Genomic DNA, 24488 nt, shown 5'->3' on the forward strand with positions numbered 1-24488 from the left:
GAGTTTCTATATATGTCGTTTAAAAAGAAAGCGTTAGCCGGTGTTCTTGTTTCCCTTTGTTCTGCGTTTAGCCTAAACGCTAGCGCAAATGAACCTTATGAATTGATGGGCGTGACCACCCAAACGGGCCAGAAAGCGTCCTACGTTGCTACAGAGAAAAGTATAACGCTGCCGGTGACGGTTATAAACGGAAAAGATGACGGTCCAGTACTGCTACTTACCGCTGGTATTCATGGTGATGAGTTCCCGTCTATGTACGCCTTACAACAACTTCAGCAAAACCTTAATCCTAACGAGATAAGCGGTGTGTTGGTTGTGCTGCACTTGGCAAACTTAGATGGGTTTCATGGAAATAGAATTGCGTTAAACCCTAAAGATGAGAAAAACCTGAATAGGGAGTTTCCAGGGAGCGCGGATGGCACACCGACAGAACAAATTGCTGAGTTGTTAACCAGAGAGTTTATTGGCAAAGCTGACTTTTTAATAGACATGCATTCTGGCAGTGCAAACCAAACGTTATTGAATCATGTGTATTCTCCTTTTGTGGGCGACGAAGAGCTTGACGCTTTAACATTTGAATTCGCGAAAGCAACTGGCATGCAGCATATTGTGATGTATGGCGACCGCCCAAGAGATCCTAACAATTCAATTTCTTACCCTAACACTGCGATGACGAGGGGAAAGCCTGGCCTTACCACCGAAATAGGGCACTTAGCGCAGACAGATGAAGAGTCTGTAGCAGAAGCGCTAGAGGTGGCTAAGAACGCTATGTATTTTCTAAAAATGTTGCCAGAAAAACCAAAGCCGCACCCTGAGCCAATTATTTACGAAACTATTAAATACCCTAAAAGCTCAAAAACCGGTTTTTTTAAGGCCTCAGTGGTGATAGGCGATAAAGTGGTAACTGGGCAGGACATAGGTGCTGTCACCGACTATTTTGGTAATCTTGTTGAAACCCTCAAATCGCCTGTTGACGGCACGGTTATGATGGTTAATCAAATGCCAGCCATTAAAGATGGTCAGTCTGTAATGGCGATTGGTGTAGTAAAATCTGAATAACATTGTTTATGAAGTAAATAGGCTAGTTGATCTAATTCGCCTACTCAATCAAATAAATGATAAAGTTGAATCACAAAACTGTGATTAGGGAATAACATGGACTTTCTTTTTAACGTATTGATTTGGGTAGGCGTGGTTATCTTCGCCATTTTTATTATCGGCTTTATGGCAGCAGCGAAGCTAAATAAGCGCCAAGATAAAAATAATGATTAAAGGCCTGCCAAGCTTGCTTTAAAAGCTGTAAGGCCAATTGCAGGAAAGTAATAAATATTTTCACCCCTTTTCTTTAGTTCCTCCGTTTAGTGAAAAAAGGGGGAACAATATGCAAACAACAATTCTACCACGCGCTAATTCACAAGATCTGGTACAACCTAGCCTACTACCTTTCGCAAAAGCGCCTTTCCACAAGCGGGCTATCAACGCAACCACTATTGCTCTTGCAGGGGGAGTGGTTACTGCCGGTCTATTCATTTTAATGGCAGAGCTGATAAGGCAAGATAAGGTGCATGTAAGTGAAGCGCCGCCGGTGTTTTTTGAACCCATCATTTATCAGCCTGAAGATGAACGAACTATTACCAAAAAGCCCATAGCGCCTATTGAGCAAGTCATCAAAACGCCGCCGCAAAAAAAGGTCGAGATTGACCCTGAGCCAAATGACGGCCCAGGTAATTTCGAAATAAACACACAGGTTCCTAATACGGCTTTAGATTTATCAATAAATCTGAATAGTGTTCAAAGTGATATGCAGGCTACGCCTCAGTTCAGGGTTGATCCTACGTACCCGCCAGAGGCGAGTCGAGACGGTGTTGAAGGTTGGGTAAAGCTTGGGTTTACGGTAAGTGCTAGCGGTGCTGTATCGGATATAAAGGTATTAGATTCTGAGCCCAAGCGTATGTTCGATAGAGCAGCACGCCGCGCGCTTAAAAAATGGAAGTACAAGCCTAAGTTGGATGGCGGTAAACCTGTTAGTCAACCGGGTATGGTTGTAGTATTAGATTTCAAACTAGAACAATAAGGATAGCCTATGAGTATAGGCGCAAGCTTGCAAAGCCTGTTTCAAGGTAAGCGCGAAACAGCGTTGGGAATGAGTGAAAGGCTAATGCTGCAATACAGCGCAAAAGGTGATGAAGCATCGTTAGCCGCACTTTTTGATTTACACAGCATCAAGCTATTTTATTTTCTTAAGGTATTAAGCGATAGCACCATAGCTGAAGATATAAGCCAGCGTACATGGATAAAAGTTATTGAGAACCGCCATTTATTTAAAAGTGGCGACAATTTCCAAGCTTGGCTGTTCACTATTGCTAGGCGAGCACTTATTGATGAGTTTCGTAAAAACGCCAAGCTTGAATATAGTAACGAAGCTGTAGAAGAATTTACTGTTTCTGAGCTAGTTAAGCATGCGCAGTCTTCGGTAGAAGATGACGTGGCCAAAGGGTTAGAAAAAGACGTGTTTAAAGCTTGTTTAGCGCAATTGCCTTACAAACAGAAAGAGGCGCTTTCATTGCAGTTTGAAGGTTTTAGTTTATCGCAAATAGCTGATATGTGCGGCGCTGAAAAAGAAACGGTTAAGACACGAATTCGATATGCAAAAGACAGTCTTAAAATTATGCTGGAGAAATTGTAATCATGTCTATCTCAGATAAAGAGCTACAAGAAGCCTTCAAACGCAGCCAGCTGATCCAAAAGCAAAATGATTCAACAACTCAAAAAGCAAACGCCCGGGTACGCACCAACGTGCTTGCGCACAACAAGGCGAAAGTAAACGAAAGAGAATCAGAGCTTATGTTTGCTGCGGTGGCTTCGCACCTTCGCGCCTATTTCGCATCATCAACCCTTCGTTTTACCGCTGTGGCTTTTGCTATTGTTGCCATGCTCGGGGTGTACAACATCGGAACATTCCAAAGTCGCCACTCGCCAGGTATGCAAACTGCTGCACACAGCGTAGATATTGTTCATTACCACGGTTTTGCAGGTGAAGATAAAATGCTGGCTAATAATCTCAATAATGACTATCAAGCCCGTTTCAATGCCTATACTCGCCAATATGTCGAGAGTAGTTTAGTTGCTAAAGCGGTAACCCAGCAGCCAGCTACATTGCAATCACAAGATGGTTATTGGCTACTAGTAAATTGTGAAAATCAGCAAGTTGTCGTTTCTGAGAGCCTTATTACATCGTTAGATATTAACGGCCGTATAGAAGGGGATATCAACGTAGGTACTCAAGTTGCGCTAGCATTCGATAGTCAAGGAAGGATACTGTCTATAAAACAGTCTACTAAGCCGTTGATGTGCTGATATATAAATGCGTGCAATTTATTTTTAGAAACGCAAAAACGAGGCTGGTAGATGTGGAACCTTCCAGAGCCTCGTTATTGCAAGGTATCGTGATAAACCTATTTGTCTAGATCGTGCGCCCTAAAGGCATTGGGAAGTAATTCACCAATTGTGGTTTCAAACTTTTCACCACTTTGACTAATCATGGTCACGGGCGTTTCATCTGGCGCGAACTCGGCGATTTTTTGTCTGCAACCGCCGCATGGAAAACAAAATTCTTCGTTTGGGCTGGCAATAACGATGTGTGAAATGCGCTTCTGGCCTTGCGCAACCATATTGCCAATAGCAGTGGCTTCTGCACATTGCCCTAAAGGGAAGGCCGCGCTTTCCACGTTACACCCAGCAAAGGTTTCCCCATTCGGGGTAAGCACTGCAGCACCAACTTTAAAATTGGAATAGGGTGAATGAGAGTTTTTCTGTGCGTTAAAAGCAAGTTGTGATAGTTGTTCTAAATTATTTTTCTTCATAGCTACCTGTGTTAACCACCCAATACGCTTTACTTTTATCATCAAATGCGAGAAGGTTGGCGGCATTAGCGCCGCGGACAAGCGTATATTTAATACTCAGGCGGTTTTTTCTTTTTTTATAGAATGCTTTTTTACCATGTGCAGAAACGTTAGTCTCATCTTTTTTTCTCTATTCGCTGCTATTTTAACCGGTTGTGCGCAAACACCCCCAGTTTCAGAAAGACCACAGATGGGAAATCTGCTTTTAGCTGAGCCTGCTCCTATAAATCCGCGTTCTGAGATGGCAATAGCACGCTATAATCAGGTATTAACTAGCCCGGCGCTTTCAGATGAAGACAAAGCCGAACTGCATTTTCAACGAGGCATGCTTTATGACAGTGTAGGTCTTGCAGGTCTAGCTCAGTTCGATTACACACAAGCAATTAACTTAAAGCCCGATTTAGCTGAAGCCTATAACTCTATGGGTATTCATTACATTCAACAGAGTGACTTCCTTCAAGCTTATGAGGCATTTGACTCTACGTTAGAAATTAACCCAGAGTATGATTTCGCGTTCTTAAACCGTGGTATCGCGCTTTATTATGGCGGTAGAGCAGAGCTTGCCGTTGAAGATTTAAATCGCTTTTTTAAGAAAGATGACAGCGATCCGTTTCGTGCGCTGTGGGCTTACTTTGCGCATCACGATGTGACAGAACTTGAAGGGCAAACTTACTTAGCGTCGATTCGTCCTACGCTCGACAATGAACATTGGGCAACCACGCTGGTGGATTTATTCCTAGGTAGTGTCGGTGAAAATGATGTGCTTAACTCACTGCTAGACGGTGTTAAAAGCCAAAAAGCACTCACTGATCGATTATGTGAAGCGTATTTCTACTTAGGTAAATTTCATTCTCTGCACGGAAATAGTGGAATCGCATCGAATTACTTTAAGCTTGCGCTAAGTACAAATGTATTCGATTACGTAGAGCATCGTTACGCAAGAATGGAACTTAACCGTTTGCGTGATAAAGCTAGCAACAAAGTAGTCAGCGAAGAGTAAACGCAAAGCATTATGCGAGGCTTATTTTTAGCAGTCTTCGCACTGCTCATCGTTGCGGGCGATAGCGGGCGCTACGCCCCTCAACTTATCTCAAACGCGATTAGCGTGCTATCACCATCACATCAAATTGTAGGTGGAACTTCGTTAGAAAGTGAGGAAACAGGCGAGTCCGATAGCGCTCAGCCTGATGCTATTGCCCCAGATAGCAGCGATACTACCCTTGAAAATAATTCACGAGATAACGCGCTAGCGCTGCTATGGCTGGCTGCAAAGCAGGGTAGTGACACTGCCCAAGTCCACATGCTCGAAATATTTGAGAGCGCATATAACAATGGCTTTTCTTCTACGGTTTCTGTTGACCAAGAGACAGCCACCTATTTTCTGGAAAAGCTTGTTAACCTAGAAAATGCGGATGCTGCGTGGTTGTTGTACCAAATTTTAGGTGAAGAGGGTGCTTCAGAGCGTTTTATGCGCCTAGCAGCACTCGGCGATGTAGCTGAAGCACAACTCGCCTTTGCAATGTCTACCGATTCGCCAGAAAAGCGAGAAAAGTGGCTGATACGCGCAGCGTCACAAGAATATTTGCCTGCACAGGCTGCACTGGCCGATTGGTACTTACTTCATGGGCAACAGCAGTTAGCCAAACCACTGCTGGAAGCTACAGCTAGGCTAGATATGCAAAGTGCGTTCAAGTACGCAATGCTTTTATGGGACGAGGGCAACTTCTCACAAGCTAAGCCGCATTTTAAATTCGCGGCGCAAAAAGGCCATCAACAAGCGAAAAAAGCCCTAAACGTTATTAAGCTTTATTCTCCTTACTCAGTAGCGCAAGCAATAAAGCAATCTGGTGCGCTTCATTGGGACGATAAAGCAAATTGCCTGCAACGTGTGCAACCTTTTGCTACAAGCTTAGCGACCATCATGCGAGCGCATGAACATTATCAATCATTTAACAATGATACGCGTCTTAAAGAGCTTTCTATTTGCTTAGCGCCGCCTATTTGGCTTAATTCCGATGTGTTGGAGTGCGATGCCAACTACAGAAGGGCTGGTATCTTGGGGTGTGATATTTCCCCGTTAGCAAGTATTGCCAAAAAGCGTAAGTTTAGTCATGCAGTTGTCGTGGCCGAGCAGGGAAAAGCGAATGTTCAAAATGGTGTAATGTATTTAGATATTAGTGACGCTTATACAGTTTTCGTGCACGAACTAGCGCATTTTGCTGGCTTCGCTGACGAATACCCTATTGGCAAGGGTATGGCAAACAAACTGTGTGATGAAGATGGAATTGAAGACTTTAGACCGCCCAACGTTGTTGTGGATACAGATTATTGGTATGCACCTCATGAAACGGTAGAGAATTGGCTGGCCATAGACCCCGCAACGATTATCGCTCGCGCTAAAACATGTGCAGTGTTGGGGATTAATAGCTACAAACCTAGCCGACGAATCACCTTTATGGAACACCACGATAGCGGCGTGATCCCGCCTTTATATCTGGTCCTTTGGCAGCAACAGCTAGAAAAGCAAAATGCGCAGCGGCCCATCTCAATGAATTTCTTCCAAGCTTTTCACAATAGCGGTAATCGAAAAGAGGCGGCCCACTGGCTAGCTGAGTACGAAGCATTTACCGGCACCAAATAAGCAGCCGCACACTCTTTTTCGATAACGCCATAGTTCTATTCAACAACCACCTTCACAAATACTGCAACGGGTTATTTCTCGCTACCCACGAAGCGTAGGCTTCAGCTCTCTTACCCACATAGATGTGGCACCACAAATTGCTACCGGCATAACAATGAAGTTCACCACGGGAATGAGCGAGAACACGTTTACCATCATGCCAAAGGTCATTGCTTTTCCTTTGTGTTCGCCCAGGTGCAAGCGCATTCGAGTGAAATCTACCTTGTGGTTATCATAAGGATAGTCACAATACTGTATCGCCATCATCCAGGCGTTAAATAAGAACCAAAGTACTTGCCCGATAATAGGTAGGAAAAAGAACAGTAACAAAAAACCGATGGCGCGAGGTAAATACCAAATAAGTTTAGTCAGTTCGCGACCCACGGTACGGGGAATGTCTTTTACCAAAGACATAACGCCTTCATCACCCAGGTCTTGACCCGTTAAATGACGCTCAACCTTTTCTGACAATACGCCGTTGAAAGGCGCTGCAATCCAGTTGGCCAGCGTGCCAAAAATAAGTGCGAAGATAAGTAACACACTGATCACCGCTAAAGGCCATAAGAAGAAACTGATAGCCGTTTTTATCCAGCCTAACCATTCAGGTACAAGGTCGATAACATAGGCTATGCCCATTTCTATTTGACTGAACAAGAAATAAAAAGCAACGGAAAACAGAACAAGGTTTATAGTCAGGGGCACAAACACGAAACGCTTTAGCCCTTTCGTTTTGATAAGCGAAAAGCCTTCAAAGAAATAATGCACACCACCTGAACTCATTCGTACTCCTTCGCGTTATTTTAAACGCTTTGTTTATTAACTATTTTCTCTATCATACGCCCTTGGCGCGTTCTGTGCCCAACTCACTGAAATGGTAATTGTTACAAGCTGTTAGTTTTGGTAGAGTCGAAACATAATAACAAAAGAACCTTCTGTGTGATTACATCATTTCCATATCATCCGCTAATTCAGCATCCCGCCAAGGGATATTGGGCTGAAACTATGACAATTTCGTCAATCAACTCTGCATATCAGAGGGATGATGCGTGAGGCTTAAGAAGATAAAGCTAGCGGGCTTCAAGTCCTTTGTTGAGCCTACTTCTATTCCATTTCCTGGGGAAATGACTGCCATTGTTGGGCCAAATGGCTGTGGTAAATCCAATGTTATTGATGCTGTTCGCTGGGTATTAGGTGAAAGTTCAGCGAAGAATCTACGCGGCGATGCGATGACAGACGTGATCTTCAATGGTTCATCTTCACGAAAACCCGTGGGGCAGTGTAGCGTTGAACTTGTTTTCGATAACAGTGCAGGGCGGATCGCGGGCGAATTTGCCAATTACAACGAACTGTCTGTTAAACGATTAGTCACCCGAGATGCCACGTCGACTTACTTCCTCAACGGTACCAAATGTCGCAGGCGAGACGTTACCGACCTGTTTTTAGGAACAGGGCTAGGGCCACGCTCTTACGCCATTATCGAGCAAGGTATGATCTCAAGGCTTATCGAATCTAAGCCCCAAGAACTGCGCGTGTTTATTGAAGAAGCGGCGGGAATATCAAAGTACAAAGAGCGCCGCAGAGAAACAGAAAATCGTATAAGACATACGCAAGACAACCTCGAACGCTTAAACGATGTGCGCGATGAACTTGGCAAGCAGTTAGAAAAATTACAGCGACAAGCCGCGGCAGCAACCCGCTATAAAACTTTACGCGCGCAGGCCAGAGAGTTAAAAGGCCAGCTTGCGGCGATTAGATTTCTTAAAAATAGCGAACATATTGAAGCGCTGCAAAAGCAGCAGCAAACACTGCAACTAGAAGTCGACGATTTGAATGCTAGGTTACAAGGTGACGAAGCCGGGCTTGAGTCGTATAAAACTAGGCAAGTCGAAACCAAGCAAGCCATCGATGATCTTCAGCAGCAATTATTCACCACCAGCAATGCAATAACGCGTTTAGAGCAAAACGCTCTGCATGCGAAACAGCGACAAGGGCAAATAGAGCAAGAATTAACGCGAATCAACGAACAGCATGAATTGCTAAACCACTCTATTGATGAGGCACAGGAAGCACTTGCCGTATCAAACGAGGCGCTTGAAAACATTGAGCCAGAGCTTGCACTTAAAGAAGCTGAACTAGAACATGCAAAAGCACGTTTTGAAGACGTTGAGCAGGCTTTAAGAGAGTTTAACGCGAAAGCACGTGAACAAGAGCAAACGTACAACCAGCTTCGACAAGACGTGCAACAGTGCCATAGCCAAATTCAGTCCACAATGAGTATGCAGCTTCGTACATCTCAGCGTATTAGCGAACTGCAAGACGAGCTAAAACAACTCGATGACGAAGATTATTCAGAGCAAATTGCATTGCTAGATGAGCAAGCAAACGAGTTAGATTTCGATATTGAAGAAGGTAAACAGGCGGTTCAAGCAGCTAGCGAGACAGTACAGAAACAACATGCTGAAGTGCAAGTCATTGAAGCGAAACGTCGTGAGGCGCTGGGTCAGCTGCAAACCGCGCAATCAACAAAATCTGCCCTAGAAGCTCTTCAGCAAGATGCCTCTAACTTCGAAAATGTGCAGCTAGAAGGAATTGAAAAGCTTTGGCAGCAATTTAGTTCAAGCCAAGCGTTAGCACCCTGTATTGAAGCCATTTTGCAGCACGCCAAGGACCCTGTGGTTGCCAAAAGCTACCCCGTAAAAGAGCTTCTTAAAAACAAATCGCGTCTTCCTTCAGGCATAAAGGTATACACCGAAAGCGTGTTAACAGGTTCGGCAAAAGTCGGCTCTTTAGCCCATGCCTTATTAACCGAGCTTGGCGGAAGCAACACTTCACTGGTACGTGTTCCCGCATTTTTTGATGATATCTACCTGTGTGAAGACGATAAAGACCTGAAAAGTAAGGTGGAACACTTATCTGATGACGAGATGAAAAGCGATGGTAATGGCTTTTCTAGCGCAATCTCACCTTCAGGTTTATGGGCCAGCTCCCATTGGGTCGTTAAACCAGGTGAGGTGAATGACGGTGCTCTACAGCGTGCTAACAAAATCAAATCGCTTACAGGTAATATTGAAGCTATTGAGATTTTCATTGAAGAAGTCGAGCATTCCATTGAGGAAGCGAAGCAGGCTCTTGAAACAATCGAAGCTAAAAAGCATACGGCTCAAAACGCCTTAGCTGAAAAAGAAAATCAACGGGCTCAGATTAAAAACAAGCTATCTTTACTTGAAATGCAACAAGAGCAGCAGTCTACTCGCAGCGCTAAACTCAATGATGAATTGGCAAAGCAAGAGTTAATGCTTGCTAAAGAAGAAGAGCAGTTAGCGCTACTGTCTGAAAAATTAGAACTTCAAGAAGCGCAAATCCTTGAATATGAAGTGCACATTGATGAAGTTAACACCAAGCGTGAAGAAAATGAGCGAACTACGTCAGAATTGCGGGCCTCAGTCGATTCATTAACGTCGCAAAATCATGAGCTTGCGTTAAAAAAGCAGCAGCTTGAAAATCATCAAAACTTATACAGTCAACAGGTTACGCGTAACCTTGAGCAGCGTGAAGAATACATAAAAAACAAAGAAAGGTTGCAAAAAGAACTAGCGCACCTGACGTCTCCTGAAGAAATTCAGGAAGCAGAACTTCAGTCTCTGTTAGAAAACAAAGCGGAATTAGAACAGCTGAAAAGCGCTAAGCAGCGCAGCCTTGAAGATATTGAGCAATGGTTGCGAGAAGCTGAAAAAGGGCATCAGGCTCTAGGTAAAGACATTCAAACCCGACAGACAAACATCGATAAACTTAACATCGATATTGAAGGGTATCGTGTACGCGCAAACACGATCCTAGAGCAGCTTGACGAAACACAGCAGTCACTGAAAAGCATCGTAGAAACCTTACCCGAAGACGCCGAAGAGAAACGCTGGCAAGATGACCTTGAAAAAACGCAGGCTAATTTGCAGCGTTTAGGGGCAGTGAACTTAGCTGCGGTCGAGGAGTATGAAGCTCAGTCAGAAAGAAAATCTCATTTAGATACACAGCACAACGACCTTACTGAAGCCTTAGAAACGCTACAATCAGCCATTCGGAAAATTGATAAAGAAACCCGCACGCGCTTTTCAAACACTTTTGAGCAGGTTAACGAAGACCTTAAAATGTTATTTCCTAAAGTCTTCGGCGGTGGGTCAGCATACCTAGCACTTACCGATGATGACTTATTGGAGACCGGGGTGACGATAATGGCTCGCCCCCCTGGTAAGAAAAATAGTACGATTCACCTCTTAAGCGGTGGAGAAAAAGCATTAACCGCTTTATCATTGGTGTTTGCTATTTTTAGATTAAATCCAGCACCATTTTGCTTGCTGGATGAAGTAGATGCACCATTGGATGATGCAAATGTAGGGCGCTTTTGTAACTTAGTGTCAGAAATGTCACAAACAGTGCAGTTTATTTATATCACCCACAATAAAATAGCGATGGAAATGGCTAGTCACCTAACTGGTGTTACTATGGCGGAACCTGGAGTTTCACGTATGGTAGCGGTAGATGTTGACGAGGCTGTAGCCTTCGCAGAAGCATAACAAAGGGCGAAAGAAATTAAATGGAAGATCAATTACGTCTATTTTTACTCCTTGGGGGCACGGTTTTTATCATTGCTGTGCTTGCCCACGGTATTTGGAAAATTCGTAAAAACGGTAAGCCTTCGGAAAAAGAGCGCTTAGAGCCCCGACAATGGCAGGATGATGATGGCGAATTAGAGGCCGAAGCTCAGGAAGGCTTTGATGAGCTTGGTATTGGTGCGGTTCGAGTGGTTAGCAATCCGCAAAGCTCGCATAATAGAGCAGATGAGAACAGCGCAGCTTCGAGCCAGTCGTTTTATGATAGCCCGAATAACCCGCTAAACGACAGCGAACCTCAACAATTCGGTGGTGGCGAGAGCAATCCCTCTCGTCAATCTACTCCATCTAGTCACATCCATAGCAGTAAAGACGACGCTGTCGAAGAGCACAATGGCGGTAGCAGCAATGATGATTCTTCGGTGTCACCAGTCGTAAAAGAGGGTGAAAGCGACGGCGAAAAAGAGAGCGAAAAAGAAGACGCTCAAGAAGCGCCTAAGCTGTATGGTTCTGTAGTAACGAACCCCAAACCACACATGAAAGGTCAGGCTCGTTCGTTTGATACTGCAGCAAATAAAAGCGATGAAAACGTTGCAGCTTTCCCTGAGCCTCCAGGTTTTCTACTTCGGGAAGGCGATGATGAGGCTCAGTCAGCGCCACAAACTAAGAGCGAAGAAAACGCACAAGGCGCGTCTTATTCAGCGCTATCCAACGCTAATGACGCAGATAACGGGTACTCCGATAACCAAACCACGGCGCAACCCCAACAGGCGCCCGCAGCACCGGTTCGCCCTGCACAAAAGTTTTATGTAGACCCTACGCTTGAAGAAGAACCAGCACCAAGTAAAGCGCCAGCTAAGAACGAGCGAGAAGTGGCTACTTTTAGTTTAGACGCGCAAGAGGAAGTAACTTCTTCGCGGGGTACCCAGGAAGAGAATGAACAGCCGCGCCGTTTTGCACGTAGTAAGCGAAACAAAACACCAGTTAGAAAGCGGGAAGAGCCTAATTTTGGTGATGACCAAATGCGTATCGACTTCGACACCAGTGAGCAGGGTAATCCTAATTTAGGGGAAGAGAGCTTCAGCGCTAATGACACACACAGTGACGGTGCGACCAGCTCATCTGAGCCTGCGAAACCGTCAAGTGTTGAACCTGAAGTATTGGTGTTGAACGTAAGAACGCCAGAAGGTGAGCCGATTTCTGGTGCTGCGCTTTTGCCAATGCTTCTTACGCTAGGGTTTAAGTTTGGTGACCAAGACATCTTCCACCGTCACGTTAACTCCAATGGCAAGGGGCCAGTACTGTTTAGCCTAGCTAACATGTTCAAGCCGGGTGTTTTTGATATTGATAACTTGGAAAATTTTGAAACCCAAGGTGTATCTTTGTTTATGATATTGCCCATTGAAGGCGACCCTCATCAAGTATTTAATATGATGCACAACGCGGCACGTAAGCTGGCAGACGAGTTCGGCGCTCAGGTACTAGATGGTCGTCGCAGCGTGTTAACTAAACAGGGCTTACAGCAATACGTCGAAAAAATTCGTGAATTTGAACGCAAGCGTATGATTGCTCGCAGCTAATGCAAGTTATTTAAGTGTCGATATCGCACGCTTTATACGTGTTTGCGTGATAGCGTAATAAAAAGGACTTGGCTTATACCCAGGTCCTTTTCTATTGAGGAGCGCTATAGCTTGGCTGCATAGTATACCAGCCGATGAAAAGCGACGCTTAGCAGCTCCATTTAAAACATAAGCTAGTTTGGGTTAAGTAGCCTAAGCAACAAATTGTAAAACTTTTTAATTATTTATACGGCGTGAAAACAACTCCATGTCAGACTCTTTAGAACAAGCAAAGCAACAAGTTGCACAACTTCGCAACACGTTAAATGAGTACAACTATCAGTACTATGTACTAGACGATCCATCGGTTCCCGACGCCGTTTATGATAGAGAGATGCAGGCGTTAATAGCGCTTGAAAAACAATATCCTGAATTGCATAGCCCCAATTCTCCAAGTCAAAAGGTGGGAGGCGCTGCGCTGTCTGCATTTGAGCAAGTTACTCATGATGTGCCTATGCTGTCGCTAGATAACGCCTTCGATGAAGAGTCTCTACTAGCATTTGAGAAGCGCTTAAAAGACAGGCTTAAAGATACTGCTACTTTGGATTTTAGCTGTGAGCCTAAGTTAGATGGCTTAGCCGTGAGTATTTTGTACGAAAACGGTGAATTAGTTCGCGCTGCAACGCGGGGCGATGGACAGGTAGGCGAAAACATCACTGCTAACGTGCGTACTATTTCAAATGTACCTTTAACCCTTCGAGGAGATCACTATCCAGACCGCGTCGAGGTGCGTGGTGAAGTGTTTATGCCGCGAGATGGCTTTGCAAAATTAAACGAACATCAAAAAGAAACGGGCGGTAAGGTCTTTGCCAACCCGCGCAATGCCGCAGCCGGAAGTTTGCGTCAGTTAGACTCGAAAATCACCGCTAAACGCCCGCTGATGTTTTATGCGTACTCACTAGGCGTAGTACAACCAGAAAGCTTTGAACTACCTAAAACCCACAGCGCGCGCCTTGCACAATTGGGTAAATGGGGGCTGCCGTTGTGCCCAGATATCGACACAGCTGAAGGCGGTAAGGGTTGCCTAAATTATTACAACCACATCTTGGAAAAGCGTGATGACTTGCCTTATGACATTGATGGCGTAGTCTTTAAGGTAGACCGTATTGAATTGCAGACCACCCTTGGTTTTGTAGCCCGAGCTCCGCGTTGGGCGATTGCTCAGAAGTTTCCCGCGCAAGAGGAAGTGACTAAACTGGTGGACGTTGAGTTTCAAGTGGGCAGAACTGGGGCAATTACACCGGTAGCGCGTTTAGAGCCTGTTTTTGTCGGTGGCGTAACCGTATCTAATGCCACATTACATAATCAGGATGAAATTTCCCGGTTGGGCGTTAAAGTTGGCGATACTGTTGTTATTCGTCGCGCCGGTGATGTTATCCCTCAGGTAGTTTCTGTAGTTGAAGCAAATCGCACGGGTAGTGAAACTGACATTAGTTTCCCAAGTCAGTGCCCAGTGTGTGACTCACAAGTTGAAAAGCTTGAAGATGAAGCAGTCGCTCGCTGTACCGGAGGGTTAATTTGTGCAGCGCAACGTAAACAGGCGCTTAAACACTTCGCCTCGCGTAAAGCGTTTGATATAGATGGTCTGGGCGATAAGCTCGTTGACCAACTAGTAGATGCCGATCTCGTGCACAGCCCCGCAGATTTCTTTACCCTGTCATTGGGTGATGTTGTTGGCTTAGAGCGTATGGCTGAAAAGTCAGCAAGCAAGCTTTTGGCATCTCTTGAAGCATCAAAGCAAACTACCCTCGCTAAATTCCTATACGCACTGGGTATTCGCGAGGTTGGTGAAGCAACGGCGGCAAACTTGGCTTCGTACTTTGAAACCTTGGAAGCCATTCGTGAAGCTTCATTAGAAGCTTTAGTAGAAGTGCAGGATGTGGGCGAAGTGGTCGCTACCCATATATTCAACTTCTTTAACGAGTCGCATAACACCGATGTGATCGACGCACTTCTTAAAGAGGGAATCAATTGGCCCGCCATTGAAAAACCAGATTCGGATAACTTGCCTCTTGAAGGTAAAACTTGCGTTATTACCGGCACGCTAAGTGAAATGGGCCGTTCTGATGCTAAAGCGCGGCTTCAGTTACTTGGTGCTAAGGTGGCGGGATCAGTGAGTAAGAACACTGACTTTTTAGTTGCGGGTGAGAAAGCAGGTTCTAAACTGACCAAAGCACAAGAGCTTGATGTAGATGTGTGGGATGAAGCTGCATTGGTTGCCTTCCTCGCTGAGCATGAAAAATAGATCTGTGAAATAAACGCTAAAAATGCAATTAGGCCGAAGTCTCTTTGATAGCACTTTTCGACCTAACCCAGTTCAATTGCGAAACACAGGCACTGTCAATTCTCACCTCCGATAAAAACAAAAAAACGCCACTTCGAAATGTGGCGTTTTTTTGAACGTATCGAAAGCAAATGCTGCTATTTACTCTTGCTGCTATCTACTCTACGGGGCTTTGTTATTGAGCTGTCTGGTTACGCATTTGTCTACGTCTTTCCCACGCTTTTTTCACTTGAAAGCGCCATACCCAGTTTAACGAAAAATAACCCGCCAACCCGAAGACCACAGAACAAATACCACAACCAACCAGAAAAGCGGGCCCAATGGTGTTAATGCTTTCTACCACCCATTGCCAGCTAAACTGGAATTCAAAATGTTCAGGTTTGGTCCCAAGTACAGTAGTCCCCACTTTGTAAGCGCCATAAAATATGGGGGGAATGGTAAATGGATTTGTCACCCAGACTGTTGCGACAGACAAGGGAAGGTTTGCTCGAAAGGGGATAGCTAAACCTGCGGAAAGCCACATTTGAAACGGCACAGGCCAGAACGCAAAAAATAAGCCTATGCCAAACGCGCCAGATGCAGAGCGACGGTTCAGGTGCCATAAATTAGGTTCGTGCAATACGCTACCAAATATTTTTAACGCTTTGTTTTGCTTGATGCTTTGGTGATCTGGCAAAAAACGTCGAATAAATTTCTTAGGCATAAATATCAATGCATCTCGAAAATAAAATCAAAAAAGACAGAAAAAATAACAGCAAATGGGATTGCGCAGCACGGTTTTGCATTAGCAACGTTCACTTACTTTCAATTGCTACGTGAAAACATGGTCAATCGTATCACAATTTGCCTAAGCTGTTTTTGTGTTGGCGCAATTAGTGCGGTTTTATGGCAAAAACTTCCAAGTACCGACACCATGGCGCTGATGATTGCCATATTGGTGATAGCTATAGTTGTCATCTTACTGTTTTCTTTGGAAAAACCTAGGTCCAATAAGACCGTCTTTGATGTACAGCTATGTTGTGCAGTGAGTGGCTTATTACTCGGCGTACTGTGGGTGGCGAGTGTAGGGCATTTTTACTACGCTTGGCAACTGCCCAAGGGTAAAATTCAACAAGATGTCACAATATCGGGGCGAGTCTTATCGGGGGGATGTGTTTCTGGAAAATATGACGATGTAGGAGCTGGTTTTAATTATGTGGTTAGCATTGAGGCAGTAAACGATGAGAGCACCGCGACATTTTTAGATAAAGGCATAATACCAGCACACTTGGCTGCTGTTTTGCCTTACGCTTTCAACTTTAGAGTTCGCCTTGCTCAAAAGCAATACAAGTTTTCGAGTAACAGTACTGAACGAGTAAAAAGTTCACAGCGCACTTTAGGCGGTGTAAAGCAGCTCATAAGATCCCAAGCGTCAGAAAAGCCTGCTGGACTTCAATGTTTGCACAATGGCGACATGTTTACAGCGGTTGTTAAACTCAAACCTGCATACGGTAAAGCCAACCCCGTTGGCGCAAGCCGCCAGCAGCAGCTGGTCAGTCAGTTTATTCATGTCACTGGATACATAAAATCTATAGAGCACGATAAAACCGCGCATGAGCATTCATTGCGCTATGACCTTGCGACAACGCTAGAAGCGCAGAATCTTACTAATCTCACTTGGTGGCGCGCGCTACTGCTTGGCGATAAGGCTGGGTTTACGAAAAACAACTGGGTACTGTTACAACGCACAGGTACTGGGCACATATTTAGTATATCGGGTATGCACTTATCACTTATTGCCGGAATATGCCTACTAGCTTTTACCCCGATAATTTTCATACTCAGACAGGTTTTCGATATATTCGGCCGTATGCAGTACTTCTTAGCCAGCTTAATAAGCCTAAGACTAAAGACGAGTGATGGAGAGAGCAAAACTACTCGACGTTCAAAGCTATTAACTATTAAAGCGCCGATTAGAACCATAGTGCTCTGCTTGCTTTTGGTTATTTGTTTTTTTTACGCGCTGTTAAGCGGAAGTGCCTTGCCCGTTGTGCGAGCGTGGGTTCTTATAGCTATTGGCTGCGCGTTGTCGCTTTCACATAATGCTTGGAGGCCAGTAAATATTGCGTTAGTTATGCTGGCGTTAAGTTTGCTGCTTTTCCCGCTTTCTATGTTAAGTGCAAGCTTTTATTTAAGCGTAGGTGCGGTGGTCTGTATCTGGTTTTTAGTGACCACGTGGGGGCTACAGCGAGCATCTTGGTATGCGTCGCTGATAAAATTGCAAATAGCGCTAACGCTAATAATGATGCCGCTAACACTTATCTGGTTCGGTAATGCGAGTATTATTGCGCTTATAGCAAACTTGATTGTCATGCCCGTTATTACTTTGCTGCTGCCTGTTTGTTTACTCTCTCTTTTGCTGCTTCATTTTATTCATTTCGGCCCAGTCCAAGAATTGGCAAGCACATTATTTCAAAGAAGTGATGCGTGTTTGGGATATTTATTGTCATTCTTGAACCAGCTTAGTGGTTTTTCCATAAGCGCATTTGATGTTCACCTAGGTAATGGTGCTACGCTCTGTTTGATTGCTGCTTTTGTTATATTTCTCTTGCCTGCATGGCGCTACAAGAAAGTATGTGTCCTAATTCTGTCCATACCGTTTTTTAGTTTCATTCAAAAATGGTTACCCGTTAATAACGAGCAATGGACGCTTCACGTTTTTGATGCCGGTCAGGCTAGCGCGATTGCTGTAACGAAAGGGAATAGAGCAATCATTATAGATTCCGGTGCTCAGTTTAACGGTATTGCCCATACTGCGACCGCACATTTGCTGCCTTTTCTTGAAAGTACATATGTTTCAAGCATTGATGTTGTTATTCATACACACGGTGATAATGATCACGCGGGAGGTTTATCTGCGGTTAAGCAACACGGGTTGGCAACACAAGCCAGCTTTCATTCGCCTACCGCGGGATGCGAACGAGGAAAGCGTATCCATTGGCAGAATTTGATCATTGAATTTTTATGGCCTCCAAAGGGTAATAGACAGGACAATAATGCCATGTCCTGTGTGGTAAGAATTTCTAGCCAATCTGGCAGCGTTTTAATCCCAGGTGATATTGAAAAGGCAAGTGAGTACGCCCTGCTTACACGTGAAATAAACAGCACTAGCGAAATAACCGATAATCGTGAAAAAGAAAATAATTCGGCAACAGCAAGAGCGTTATTACCGAATTTTTCACATTTGCGTGCTGACATTCTTATCGCGCCCCATCATGGTAGCAAGACTTCATCTACAGATATCTTTATAGAGCACGTTGCACCTGAGGCTGTGATCTTTACCCAAGGTTTCGAAAATCGCTGGCAGTTTCCGGCAAGTGAAGTGGTTACGCGATACAAGCATCATAAAGTAAAGCAGTATTTAACCAGTTATCACGGCTATGTAAGGGCAACGTTTACTCAGGGCGGTTATTATATAGATACCCATCGAGAAACCTTGCATAAGCGCTGGTATTTACGAGGCATAAGCCCGCGACATCTAGAAGCGCAACCTTAGCTCATCGTCATCTAACACCTCTAAAGCCGGCACCTCAAAAGCCGGCACCTCAAAAGCTAGCTCCGAGCTATCGAGAATACTAAGCAACAAAGCTAATTGTCTAAAACACTTATATTCAGCAAAACCTTTAAATAATCGTTAAGTGGCCACACATTGTTCAGTTAGTTGGCAGACTAACCAATTTTGCCTCTATATTAGTGAATTAGAGTGAGAACGAGTACAATACTCTTAACGCGTTTTCGTAAACGTTTTAAACAGGTTAAAAAAACTACATGCAACAAGCCGACAACTCGGATTATCAAATTAAACGCTTTTTACAGTATCTGAAAGCGTATAAAGTGCCTTTTGTGTTTGCCATTATCGGTATGATTGGTTATTCCGCGGTAGATACTTTTGTATTTTCTCAGCTTCAGCCAATGATTGATGAATCACTAGGTAATAACGATAAAGACTATCTTCGGATGGCTGCATATGCCATCGTTCCATTGTTTTTATTGCGCGGCGTGTTCAATTTCTTAGGCAGCTACACATTAAACTGGATTGGTGCCCAAGTTGTTATGCGCATGCGCCAACAGCTGTTTGATAAATACATCCATTTACCCGTGTCATTCCACGACAATCACGCGGTTGGCGGGCTTATCAGTAAGGTCACTTATGATACAGAGCAAGTAGCTAACGCATCTGGAAAGGCTTTGTTAACGCTTGTCAGAGAAGGCGCGCTGGTTATTGGTTTGCTGTGTGTCATGTTCTATTACTCTTGGCAGCTTTCACTTATTTTTCTCTTGATCGGTCCTATCGTGGCGGTCATTGTATCTATTGTCAGTAAACGTTTTCGCATCGTTAGCAAAAGCATCCAAAAATCAATGGGCAACCTTACGTCTTCAGTAGAACAGGCGGTTAAAGGTCACAAAGTTGTGATCATGTTTGGCGGCCAAGAAATAGAACAAAAGCGCTTCAAACAAAAAAACAACCACAATCGCCAGCAGTCGATGAAGCTTCATGTGACCTCTATATTAAGCGTATCGTCCATTCAAGTTATTGCGTCAATAGCACTTGCTGTTGTTCTGTTTATAGCCAGTACGCCAGGCATGCTAGAAAAGCTTACGGCTGGTGTATTTATCAACGTGGTATTTTGTATGGTAATGCTGCTTAAGCCTCTAAAACAACTGACTACCATTAACAACCAATTCCAAAAAGGCATGGCAGCGTGTGCCAGTATATTTGAGATTCTTGATGAAGATGATGAAGAAGATAAAGGTAAAGAAAAGGTTGAACGGGCCACAGGTAAAATAGAATTCGACGACGTAACCTTTTCTTACCCGGGCAAGCAGACACCTGCATTGTCAAACGTGAGTTTTAAAGCTAACCCCGGCCAATCAATTGCTCTAGTAGGGCGTTCGGGAAGTGGTAAATCGACAATCTCATCGTTACTTACGCGTTTTTATGTACCGCAAGAAGGTGAAATACGCCTAGACGACAAGCCGCTTAACGACATTGACCTAAAAAATCTGCGAGCCCAGTTTGCCGTCGTTTCACAAAATGTAACGCTATTTAACGATTCCATTGCGAACAACATTGCTTATGGAGCGCGAGAGAACGTATCGCGAAAAGACATTGAGAATGCCGCTAAGATGGCCCATGTTGAAGAGTTCTTATCGAACCTACCTGATGGTTTAGATACGGTTATCGGTGAAAACGGCCTTATGCTTTCCGGGGGGCAGCGACAGCGTATTGCTATTGCTCGGGCCATCCTTGCCGAAGCGCCCATTCTGATTTTGGACGAGGCGACTTCTGCCCTTGATACTGAATCTGAGCGTTTAATTCAAGATGCGCTGGAAACGCTGCAAAAACGTTGTACCAGTATTGTTGTGGCGCACCGCTTGTCTACCATTGAAAATGCAGACTGCATTATGGTGGTCGAGCAAGGCCGCATTCTCGAGAAAGGCAAACACAATGAGTTGCTCGAAAAAGGCGGTCATTACGCTCAGCTGCACGCACTGCAATTTGGTGAGGCTAAGTGAGCCAGTTGCAAAGTAAAACCAAGCACGATAAGTGGTATTTTGGCCATCCTTTGGTGTGGCTTCTTTCACCACTTGCGCTGTTGTTTTACTTTGTCTCAGCACTTCGACGTTTATTATTTAAAGTAGGCCTTAAAAAAGCTTACAAAGCGAGTGCGCCCGTCATCGTAGTTGGCAATATTTCGGTAGGTGGAAACGGTAAAACTCCGGTTGTATTGGCGTTAGCCGATTACTATCAAAGACAAGGCGTAAAGGTTGGTATTTTAAGTCGCGGGTATGGCGCTAAGTCGCCGTTTTACCCACGACTAGTTAACGGAGAGGACGATGCCTCTGAAGTAGGTGACGAGCCCCGCTTATTAGCTATAAGAAGCCAATGTGACGTGGTAATTGATCCATTTCGCGCACGCGGGGCCGCTTACTTAAGTGACGAATTACAGTGTGATTTAATTATCTGTGATGATGGCCTTCAGCATTACGCGCTTCATCGAGATGTTGAAGTTGTGGTAATGGATGACAGAAAAGTAGGCAGCGGTTTTTTGTTACCCATGGGGCCACTACGTGAAGGACAATGGCGTTTAAATACTGTTGATGCGTTAATCCATAACAGCCGTTCAATGCCAACATTCAATAATGCCGTAGCGCCTCAATATTTGATGACGTTAGTCGCAGGGGATTTTACCTGTGTTGCTAACAGAGTGAAAACCACTACGCTTGAGGAGATTAAAAAAGTGCCTTGCAGTGCAATTGCTGGAATCGGTTCTCCGCAACGCTTTTTCTCTCAGCTTAGAGAAATGGGTATTCAAATTTCTTCTGCCACTCCTTTGGCTGATCATCATGCTATAACGCCCTCAGATATACCTAATGGTAGAGTGTTAATGACGGAAAAAGATGCGGTAAAAGCGGCATCCTTCGCTCACGAAGATTGCTGGTTCTTACCCGTTACTGCTCATTTGGCACCAGATTTTTTTAATTTAGTAAACGTAAAACTTGCCAAAGCAGGTTTAAAGATTCACCAAAACGGACAGGAATAATAACAATGGCCTTTGATAAGAAGCTTTTAGAAGTTTTGGCTTGCCCAGTGTGTAAGGGAAAATTAGTACTTAGTGAAGACAACACTCAGTTAATTTGCCGATTCGACAGGTTGGCTTTTGATATTAAAGATGGCATCCCTGTACTTATCGAAAGTAAAGCAACTGCATTGTCGTTAGACGAAGTAGACGCAACGCGCTAACAAACGTTTAATTAAGTGGTAACTAGGGGGCAAATAAAAGTTATGTCATTTACAGTTGTGATACCCGCTCGATATGGCTCAAGCCGTTTTCCAGGCAAACCTCTAGCGTTAATTGGCAAAAAGCCAATGATTCAACACGTCGTTGAGCGCGCTAAGGAGGCTGGCGCCGATAACATCATAGTGGCAACCGACGATGAGCGTATTCAAAACGTTGTGGCCGGTTTTGCCAAGGTCTGTATGACGTCTGTTAATCATCAGTCAGGAACTGAGCGTATTGCCGAAGTAGTGGAAAAAGAAGGCATTGACAGCGCTACTATTGTGGTGAATGTTCAGGGCGATGAACCCTTCATACCTGCAGAAAATATAAGGCAGGTTGCCGACAACCTTGCTAATGCGCCTCAGTGTCATATGGCCACATTGTCTACGCCAATCGACAGTGTTGAAGACGTGTTTAATCCTAATATCGTAAAGGTGTTGGTGAATGAAAAGGGTGAGTCAATCTACTTCTCTCGTTCTCCCATTCCCTTTGAGCGGGATCACATGATGGCAAACCCACAATCTGCAAACACGTCGCTTTATAAACGTCACATAGGTATTTATGCCTACCGCGCTCAATACATTAAGCAATATGTGGCTTATGCACCTAGTTCACTGGAACAAATTGAGTCATTAGAGCAGCTACGTGCTATATGGTATGGCGATAAAATTCACTGTGAAGTTGCGATAGCGCCGCCTCCTGTTGGAATTGATACTCCAGAAGATCTAGAACGCCTTTTGAAGACTATAAATTAATAAGAAATGAGTGCTGAAATAGGGCTTGATGCTTATCTTTACTAAGCGATAGGTCCTAATGAATCAGCCACTTCTTGTAAAAGGTTAGTGAAACCTTTTGAGAGCATACACATTGTAACAAGGGAACCGTTATGAACGTAGTAATTACCGGTGGCAATAGAGGCATAGGCCTTGCGCTCACTAAGCAATATAAAGCACGCGGCGCTAAGGTTTATGCCACATGTCGTAATAGCTGTGATGAACTAAATAGTGCAGGTGTGAACATCATTAAAGGTGTAGATGTATCTCAACCTGAGACATTGGCTGAAAAACTTACCCCTTTGATGGACATCGACATTGATTTGCTTATTAACAATGCTGGTGTACTTGGACGTGAAAGCCTTGATGACTGGGCCCCAAACACTATCGACTACCAGTTTCGTGTTAATGCGATGGGACCACTTCTAGTTACGCAAACACTTTTACCTGTAATGTCGCAGGACAGCAAAATTGCATTGATTACCAGTCGCATGGGTTCTATGGCTGACAATGGCTCCGGTGGCTATTACGGTTATAGAATGTCTAAAGCCGCGTTAAACGCAGCAGGTGTTTCTATGGCGAATGACTTAAAGCCTAAAGGAATTGCTGTAGGTATCTTTCACCCTGGATTCGTGCAGACTGAGATGGTCAACGGAGCAGGGGATATTGATGCCGATACTTGCGCCGAACGTTTGTCACAGCGTATCGATGAACTAGATGTGAATAACGCGGGGCGCTTTATTCATTCAAATGGTGAAGTATTGCCTTGGTAAACTGATTGCTAGCTTGTCACAAACTTAAACGCATTATATTAAAAGAGTGCTTATAACTAAGTGCTCTTTTATCTTAACCTTTAATTTTTCTATTTTACCTTTCAACTACGTTTTCGTATCGAGTCGTAGATCGCTAGCGCGTTAGATTGTATGTATCAATAATCTGCTCAATAGACCCGTCTTTTAAACGAGCGCTAAGGGCTTCGTTAAACTCTGGAAATAATGATGCACATTTCGATTTGGCAGAGATAGCAAAATGCACATTGTTTGATGATAAAGGTGACTGGCTTATTTGCATGCCATCGTTTTCTGGGGCGCTCAAGTGGGTGAGTGCTGCGCTTTGGGGGGAAACTGCGTAGTCAGCACGATGTCGACGTATCATTTCGTACATCTTGTCGTGGTCTTTAACTTCGATAATTTTCAAGTTTGATTTAACGGTATCGAATTTTTCACCTAAGCTTATACCTCGTGGCACTACACCAATATATTGCGTAAGTGCGTTAAGCGAAATCTCAGTACCTCGTGTTTGCACCAATGATGGCGAGAGCACAAGGTATACCTCATCTGTTGCGAACGGCGCGGTGATAAGCCACTTTTGACTACGGGCTTCGTTCCAATAGTTGCCCGCTAGAATATCAAGTTCACCTGCATCGAGTTTGGATTCTATGCGTTTCCAAGGTAATCCGGTTTCTATTTTTAGTGTGACGCCTAAATCCTGCGATAATAGCGTTAATACGTCAAAGGCTATCCCCGTGGCTTTTAATTTTCCATCAAACTCGTTAAAGGCGTATGGAAACCACTGCTGTGCTCCCGCGGTTCGTAAAGCTTTACATTCTGTGCTGGCAAGTGCATGAAGACTGAACACACTAGTCAAAATGAGAAATATGCCAAACGACGAGATGTAGTGAGATAAATGCTTCAGTTTGGAGTAGGGGAACATTGCCATATTTTATTTACGTACCACAGAAGATGGCGTTGATTGTGTTACTTATTTAATTATGTATAAACCCTTTATACATAAAACCCTATCGA

General features: G+C 44.3%; 19 protein-coding genes. 15 read left to right on the top strand and 4 right to left on the bottom strand.

From position 1 onward, the window contains the following. The first annotated feature begins 12 nt into the window (after positions 1–12). The 4 genes from ACYX4M_RS16130 to ACYX4M_RS16145 all read left to right on the top strand — a co-directional run bounded on the left by ACYX4M_RS16130 (position 13) and on the right by ACYX4M_RS16145 (position 3357). Positions 13–1059, top strand: coding sequence for a M14 family metallopeptidase (locus tag ACYX4M_RS16130; RefSeq protein ID WP_476080880.1), 1047 nt, complete (start codon positions 13–15; stop codon positions 1057–1059). A 322-nt stretch (positions 1060–1381) separates the two neighbouring features. Then, positions 1382–2074 carry a TonB family protein gene (locus ACYX4M_RS16135; RefSeq protein WP_476080881.1) on the top strand — a complete coding sequence of 231 codons (693 nt, stop codon included), beginning with the start codon at positions 1382–1384 and terminating at the stop codon, positions 2072–2074. A 9-nt stretch (positions 2075–2083) separates the two neighbouring features. After that, complete coding sequence (locus ACYX4M_RS16140) at positions 2084–2686, top strand: RNA polymerase sigma factor (protein ID WP_476080882.1); 603 nt, start codon at positions 2084–2086, stop codon at positions 2684–2686. Between the two features lie 2 nt (positions 2687–2688). Continuing rightward, positions 2689–3357 carry a hypothetical protein gene (locus ACYX4M_RS16145; protein ID WP_476080883.1) on the top strand — a complete coding sequence of 223 codons (669 nt, stop codon included), beginning with the start codon at positions 2689–2691 and terminating at the stop codon, positions 3355–3357. A gap of 98 nt (positions 3358–3455) precedes the next feature. On the opposite strand, the gene cdd is transcribed toward ACYX4M_RS16145, so the two are convergent. Then, complete coding sequence (cdd, locus tag ACYX4M_RS16150; protein ID WP_476080884.1) at positions 3456–3863, bottom strand: cytidine deaminase; 408 nt, start codon at positions 3861–3863, stop codon at positions 3456–3458. A 136-nt stretch (positions 3864–3999) separates the two neighbouring features. Here cdd and nlpI point away from each other — a divergent pair, with 136 nt between their 5' ends. Together nlpI and ACYX4M_RS16160 are read left to right on the top strand one after the other, a co-directional pair. After that, positions 4000–4902, top strand: coding sequence for a lipoprotein NlpI (gene nlpI / locus ACYX4M_RS16155; protein ID WP_476080885.1), 903 nt, complete (start codon positions 4000–4002; stop codon positions 4900–4902). 12 nt (positions 4903–4914) lie between these two features. After that, positions 4915–6543, top strand: a complete 1629-nt coding sequence (locus tag ACYX4M_RS16160; protein WP_476080886.1) for an SEL1-like repeat protein — start codon at positions 4915–4917, stop codon at positions 6541–6543. Positions 6544–6624: 81 nt separating this feature from the next. On the opposite strand, the gene cysZ is transcribed toward ACYX4M_RS16160, so the two are convergent. After that, positions 6625–7362, bottom strand: a complete 738-nt coding sequence (gene cysZ, locus ACYX4M_RS16165; RefSeq protein ID WP_476080887.1) for a sulfate transporter CysZ — start codon at positions 7360–7362, stop codon at positions 6625–6627. A gap of 266 nt (positions 7363–7628) precedes the next feature. Here cysZ and smc point away from each other — a divergent pair, with 266 nt between their 5' ends. The 3 genes from smc (at position 7629) to ligA (ending at position 15050) form a co-directional block, all read left to right on the top strand. Next, on the top strand, positions 7629–11150 hold the full coding sequence (gene smc / locus ACYX4M_RS16170; RefSeq protein ID WP_476080888.1) for a chromosome segregation protein SMC: 3522 nt from the start codon (positions 7629–7631) through the stop codon (positions 11148–11150). Positions 11151–11170: 20 nt separating this feature from the next. Beyond that, positions 11171–12766, top strand: a complete 1596-nt coding sequence (gene zipA, locus ACYX4M_RS16175; protein ID WP_476080889.1) for a cell division protein ZipA — start codon at positions 11171–11173, stop codon at positions 12764–12766. A gap of 247 nt (positions 12767–13013) precedes the next feature. Continuing rightward, entirely contained in the window at positions 13014–15050 is a 2037-nt protein-coding gene (gene ligA / locus ACYX4M_RS16180) for an NAD-dependent DNA ligase LigA (RefSeq protein WP_476080890.1), read from the top strand. A 214-nt stretch (positions 15051–15264) separates the two neighbouring features. On the opposite strand, the gene ACYX4M_RS16185 is transcribed toward ligA, so the two are convergent. Beyond that, the gene (locus ACYX4M_RS16185) at positions 15265–15792 is read right to left on the bottom strand and encodes a DUF2062 domain-containing protein (RefSeq protein ID WP_179983377.1); all 528 of its coding nucleotides are present in this window, start codon (positions 15790–15792) and stop codon (positions 15265–15267) included. A 210-nt stretch (positions 15793–16002) separates the two neighbouring features. Here ACYX4M_RS16185 and ACYX4M_RS16190 point away from each other — a divergent pair, with 210 nt between their 5' ends. From ACYX4M_RS16190 to ACYX4M_RS16215, 6 genes are all read left to right on the top strand, one after another. After that, on the top strand, positions 16003–18624 hold the full coding sequence (locus ACYX4M_RS16190; protein WP_476082896.1) for a ComEC/Rec2 family competence protein: 2622 nt from the start codon (positions 16003–16005) through the stop codon (positions 18622–18624). A 272-nt stretch (positions 18625–18896) separates the two neighbouring features. Then, the gene (gene msbA, locus ACYX4M_RS16195) at positions 18897–20645 is read left to right on the top strand and encodes a lipid A export permease/ATP-binding protein MsbA (RefSeq protein ID WP_476080891.1); all 1749 of its coding nucleotides are present in this window, start codon (positions 18897–18899) and stop codon (positions 20643–20645) included. Further along, positions 20642–21673: a tetraacyldisaccharide 4'-kinase gene (gene lpxK, locus ACYX4M_RS16200; RefSeq protein WP_476080892.1), complete on the top strand. Its 1032-nt coding sequence runs from the start codon at positions 20642–20644 to the stop codon at positions 21671–21673. The genes msbA and lpxK overlap by 4 nt, the downstream gene beginning before the upstream one ends. Before the next feature lie 5 nt (positions 21674–21678). Then, positions 21679–21873 (top strand): Trm112 family protein, encoded by a 195-nt coding sequence (locus ACYX4M_RS16205; protein WP_474806882.1) that lies wholly within the window; start codon positions 21679–21681, stop codon positions 21871–21873. A 42-nt stretch (positions 21874–21915) separates the two neighbouring features. Then, positions 21916–22665, top strand: coding sequence for a 3-deoxy-manno-octulosonate cytidylyltransferase (gene kdsB / locus ACYX4M_RS16210; RefSeq protein ID WP_476080893.1), 750 nt, complete (start codon positions 21916–21918; stop codon positions 22663–22665). A 131-nt stretch (positions 22666–22796) separates the two neighbouring features. Continuing rightward, the gene (locus ACYX4M_RS16215; protein WP_476080894.1) at positions 22797–23456 is read left to right on the top strand and encodes an SDR family oxidoreductase; all 660 of its coding nucleotides are present in this window, start codon (positions 22797–22799) and stop codon (positions 23454–23456) included. A 133-nt stretch (positions 23457–23589) separates the two neighbouring features. Here the strand turns inward: ACYX4M_RS16215 and ACYX4M_RS16220 are convergent, their stop codons facing one another. Continuing rightward, complete coding sequence (locus tag ACYX4M_RS16220; protein WP_476080895.1) at positions 23590–24402, bottom strand: substrate-binding periplasmic protein; 813 nt, start codon at positions 24400–24402, stop codon at positions 23590–23592. Positions 24403–24488 lie beyond the last annotated feature (86 nt).

It is taken from the genome of Alteromonas sp. ABV4_150 (genome assembly GCF_056311745.1).

What these genes read in the sequence shown, in the direction of transcription:
- ACYX4M_RS16130 (WP_476080880.1), top strand. Translation starts at nt 13, where the DNA reads ATGTCGTTTAAAAAGAAAGCGTTAGCCGGTGTTCTTGTTTCCCTTTGT.
- ACYX4M_RS16135 (WP_476080881.1), top strand. Translation starts at nt 1,382, where the DNA reads ATGCAAACAACAATTCTACCACGCGCTAATTCACAAGATCTGGTACAA.
- ACYX4M_RS16140 (WP_476080882.1), top strand. Translation starts at nt 2,084, where the DNA reads ATGAGTATAGGCGCAAGCTTGCAAAGCCTGTTTCAAGGTAAGCGCGAA.
- ACYX4M_RS16145 (WP_476080883.1), top strand. Translation starts at nt 2,689, where the DNA reads ATGTCTATCTCAGATAAAGAGCTACAAGAAGCCTTCAAACGCAGCCAG.
- cdd (WP_476080884.1), bottom strand. Translation starts at nt 3,863, where the DNA reads ATGAAGAAAAATAATTTAGAACAACTATCACAACTTGCTTTTAACGCA.
- nlpI (WP_476080885.1), top strand. Translation starts at nt 4,000, where the DNA reads ATGTGCAGAAACGTTAGTCTCATCTTTTTTTCTCTATTCGCTGCTATT.
- ACYX4M_RS16160 (WP_476080886.1), top strand. Translation starts at nt 4,915, where the DNA reads ATGCGAGGCTTATTTTTAGCAGTCTTCGCACTGCTCATCGTTGCGGGC.
- cysZ (WP_476080887.1), bottom strand. Translation starts at nt 7,362, where the DNA reads ATGAGTTCAGGTGGTGTGCATTATTTCTTTGAAGGCTTTTCGCTTATC.
- zipA (WP_476080889.1), top strand. Translation starts at nt 11,171, where the DNA reads ATGGAAGATCAATTACGTCTATTTTTACTCCTTGGGGGCACGGTTTTT.
- ligA (WP_476080890.1), top strand. Translation starts at nt 13,014, where the DNA reads ATGTCAGACTCTTTAGAACAAGCAAAGCAACAAGTTGCACAACTTCGC.
- ACYX4M_RS16185 (WP_179983377.1), bottom strand. Translation starts at nt 15,792, where the DNA reads ATGCCTAAGAAATTTATTCGACGTTTTTTGCCAGATCACCAAAGCATC.
- ACYX4M_RS16190 (WP_476082896.1), top strand. Translation starts at nt 16,003, where the DNA reads ATGGCGCTGATGATTGCCATATTGGTGATAGCTATAGTTGTCATCTTA.
- msbA (WP_476080891.1), top strand. Translation starts at nt 18,897, where the DNA reads ATGCAACAAGCCGACAACTCGGATTATCAAATTAAACGCTTTTTACAG.
- ACYX4M_RS16205 (WP_474806882.1), top strand. Translation starts at nt 21,679, where the DNA reads ATGGCCTTTGATAAGAAGCTTTTAGAAGTTTTGGCTTGCCCAGTGTGT.
- kdsB (WP_476080893.1), top strand. Translation starts at nt 21,916, where the DNA reads ATGTCATTTACAGTTGTGATACCCGCTCGATATGGCTCAAGCCGTTTT.
- ACYX4M_RS16215 (WP_476080894.1), top strand. Translation starts at nt 22,797, where the DNA reads ATGAACGTAGTAATTACCGGTGGCAATAGAGGCATAGGCCTTGCGCTC.
- ACYX4M_RS16220 (WP_476080895.1), bottom strand. Translation starts at nt 24,402, where the DNA reads ATGGCAATGTTCCCCTACTCCAAACTGAAGCATTTATCTCACTACATC.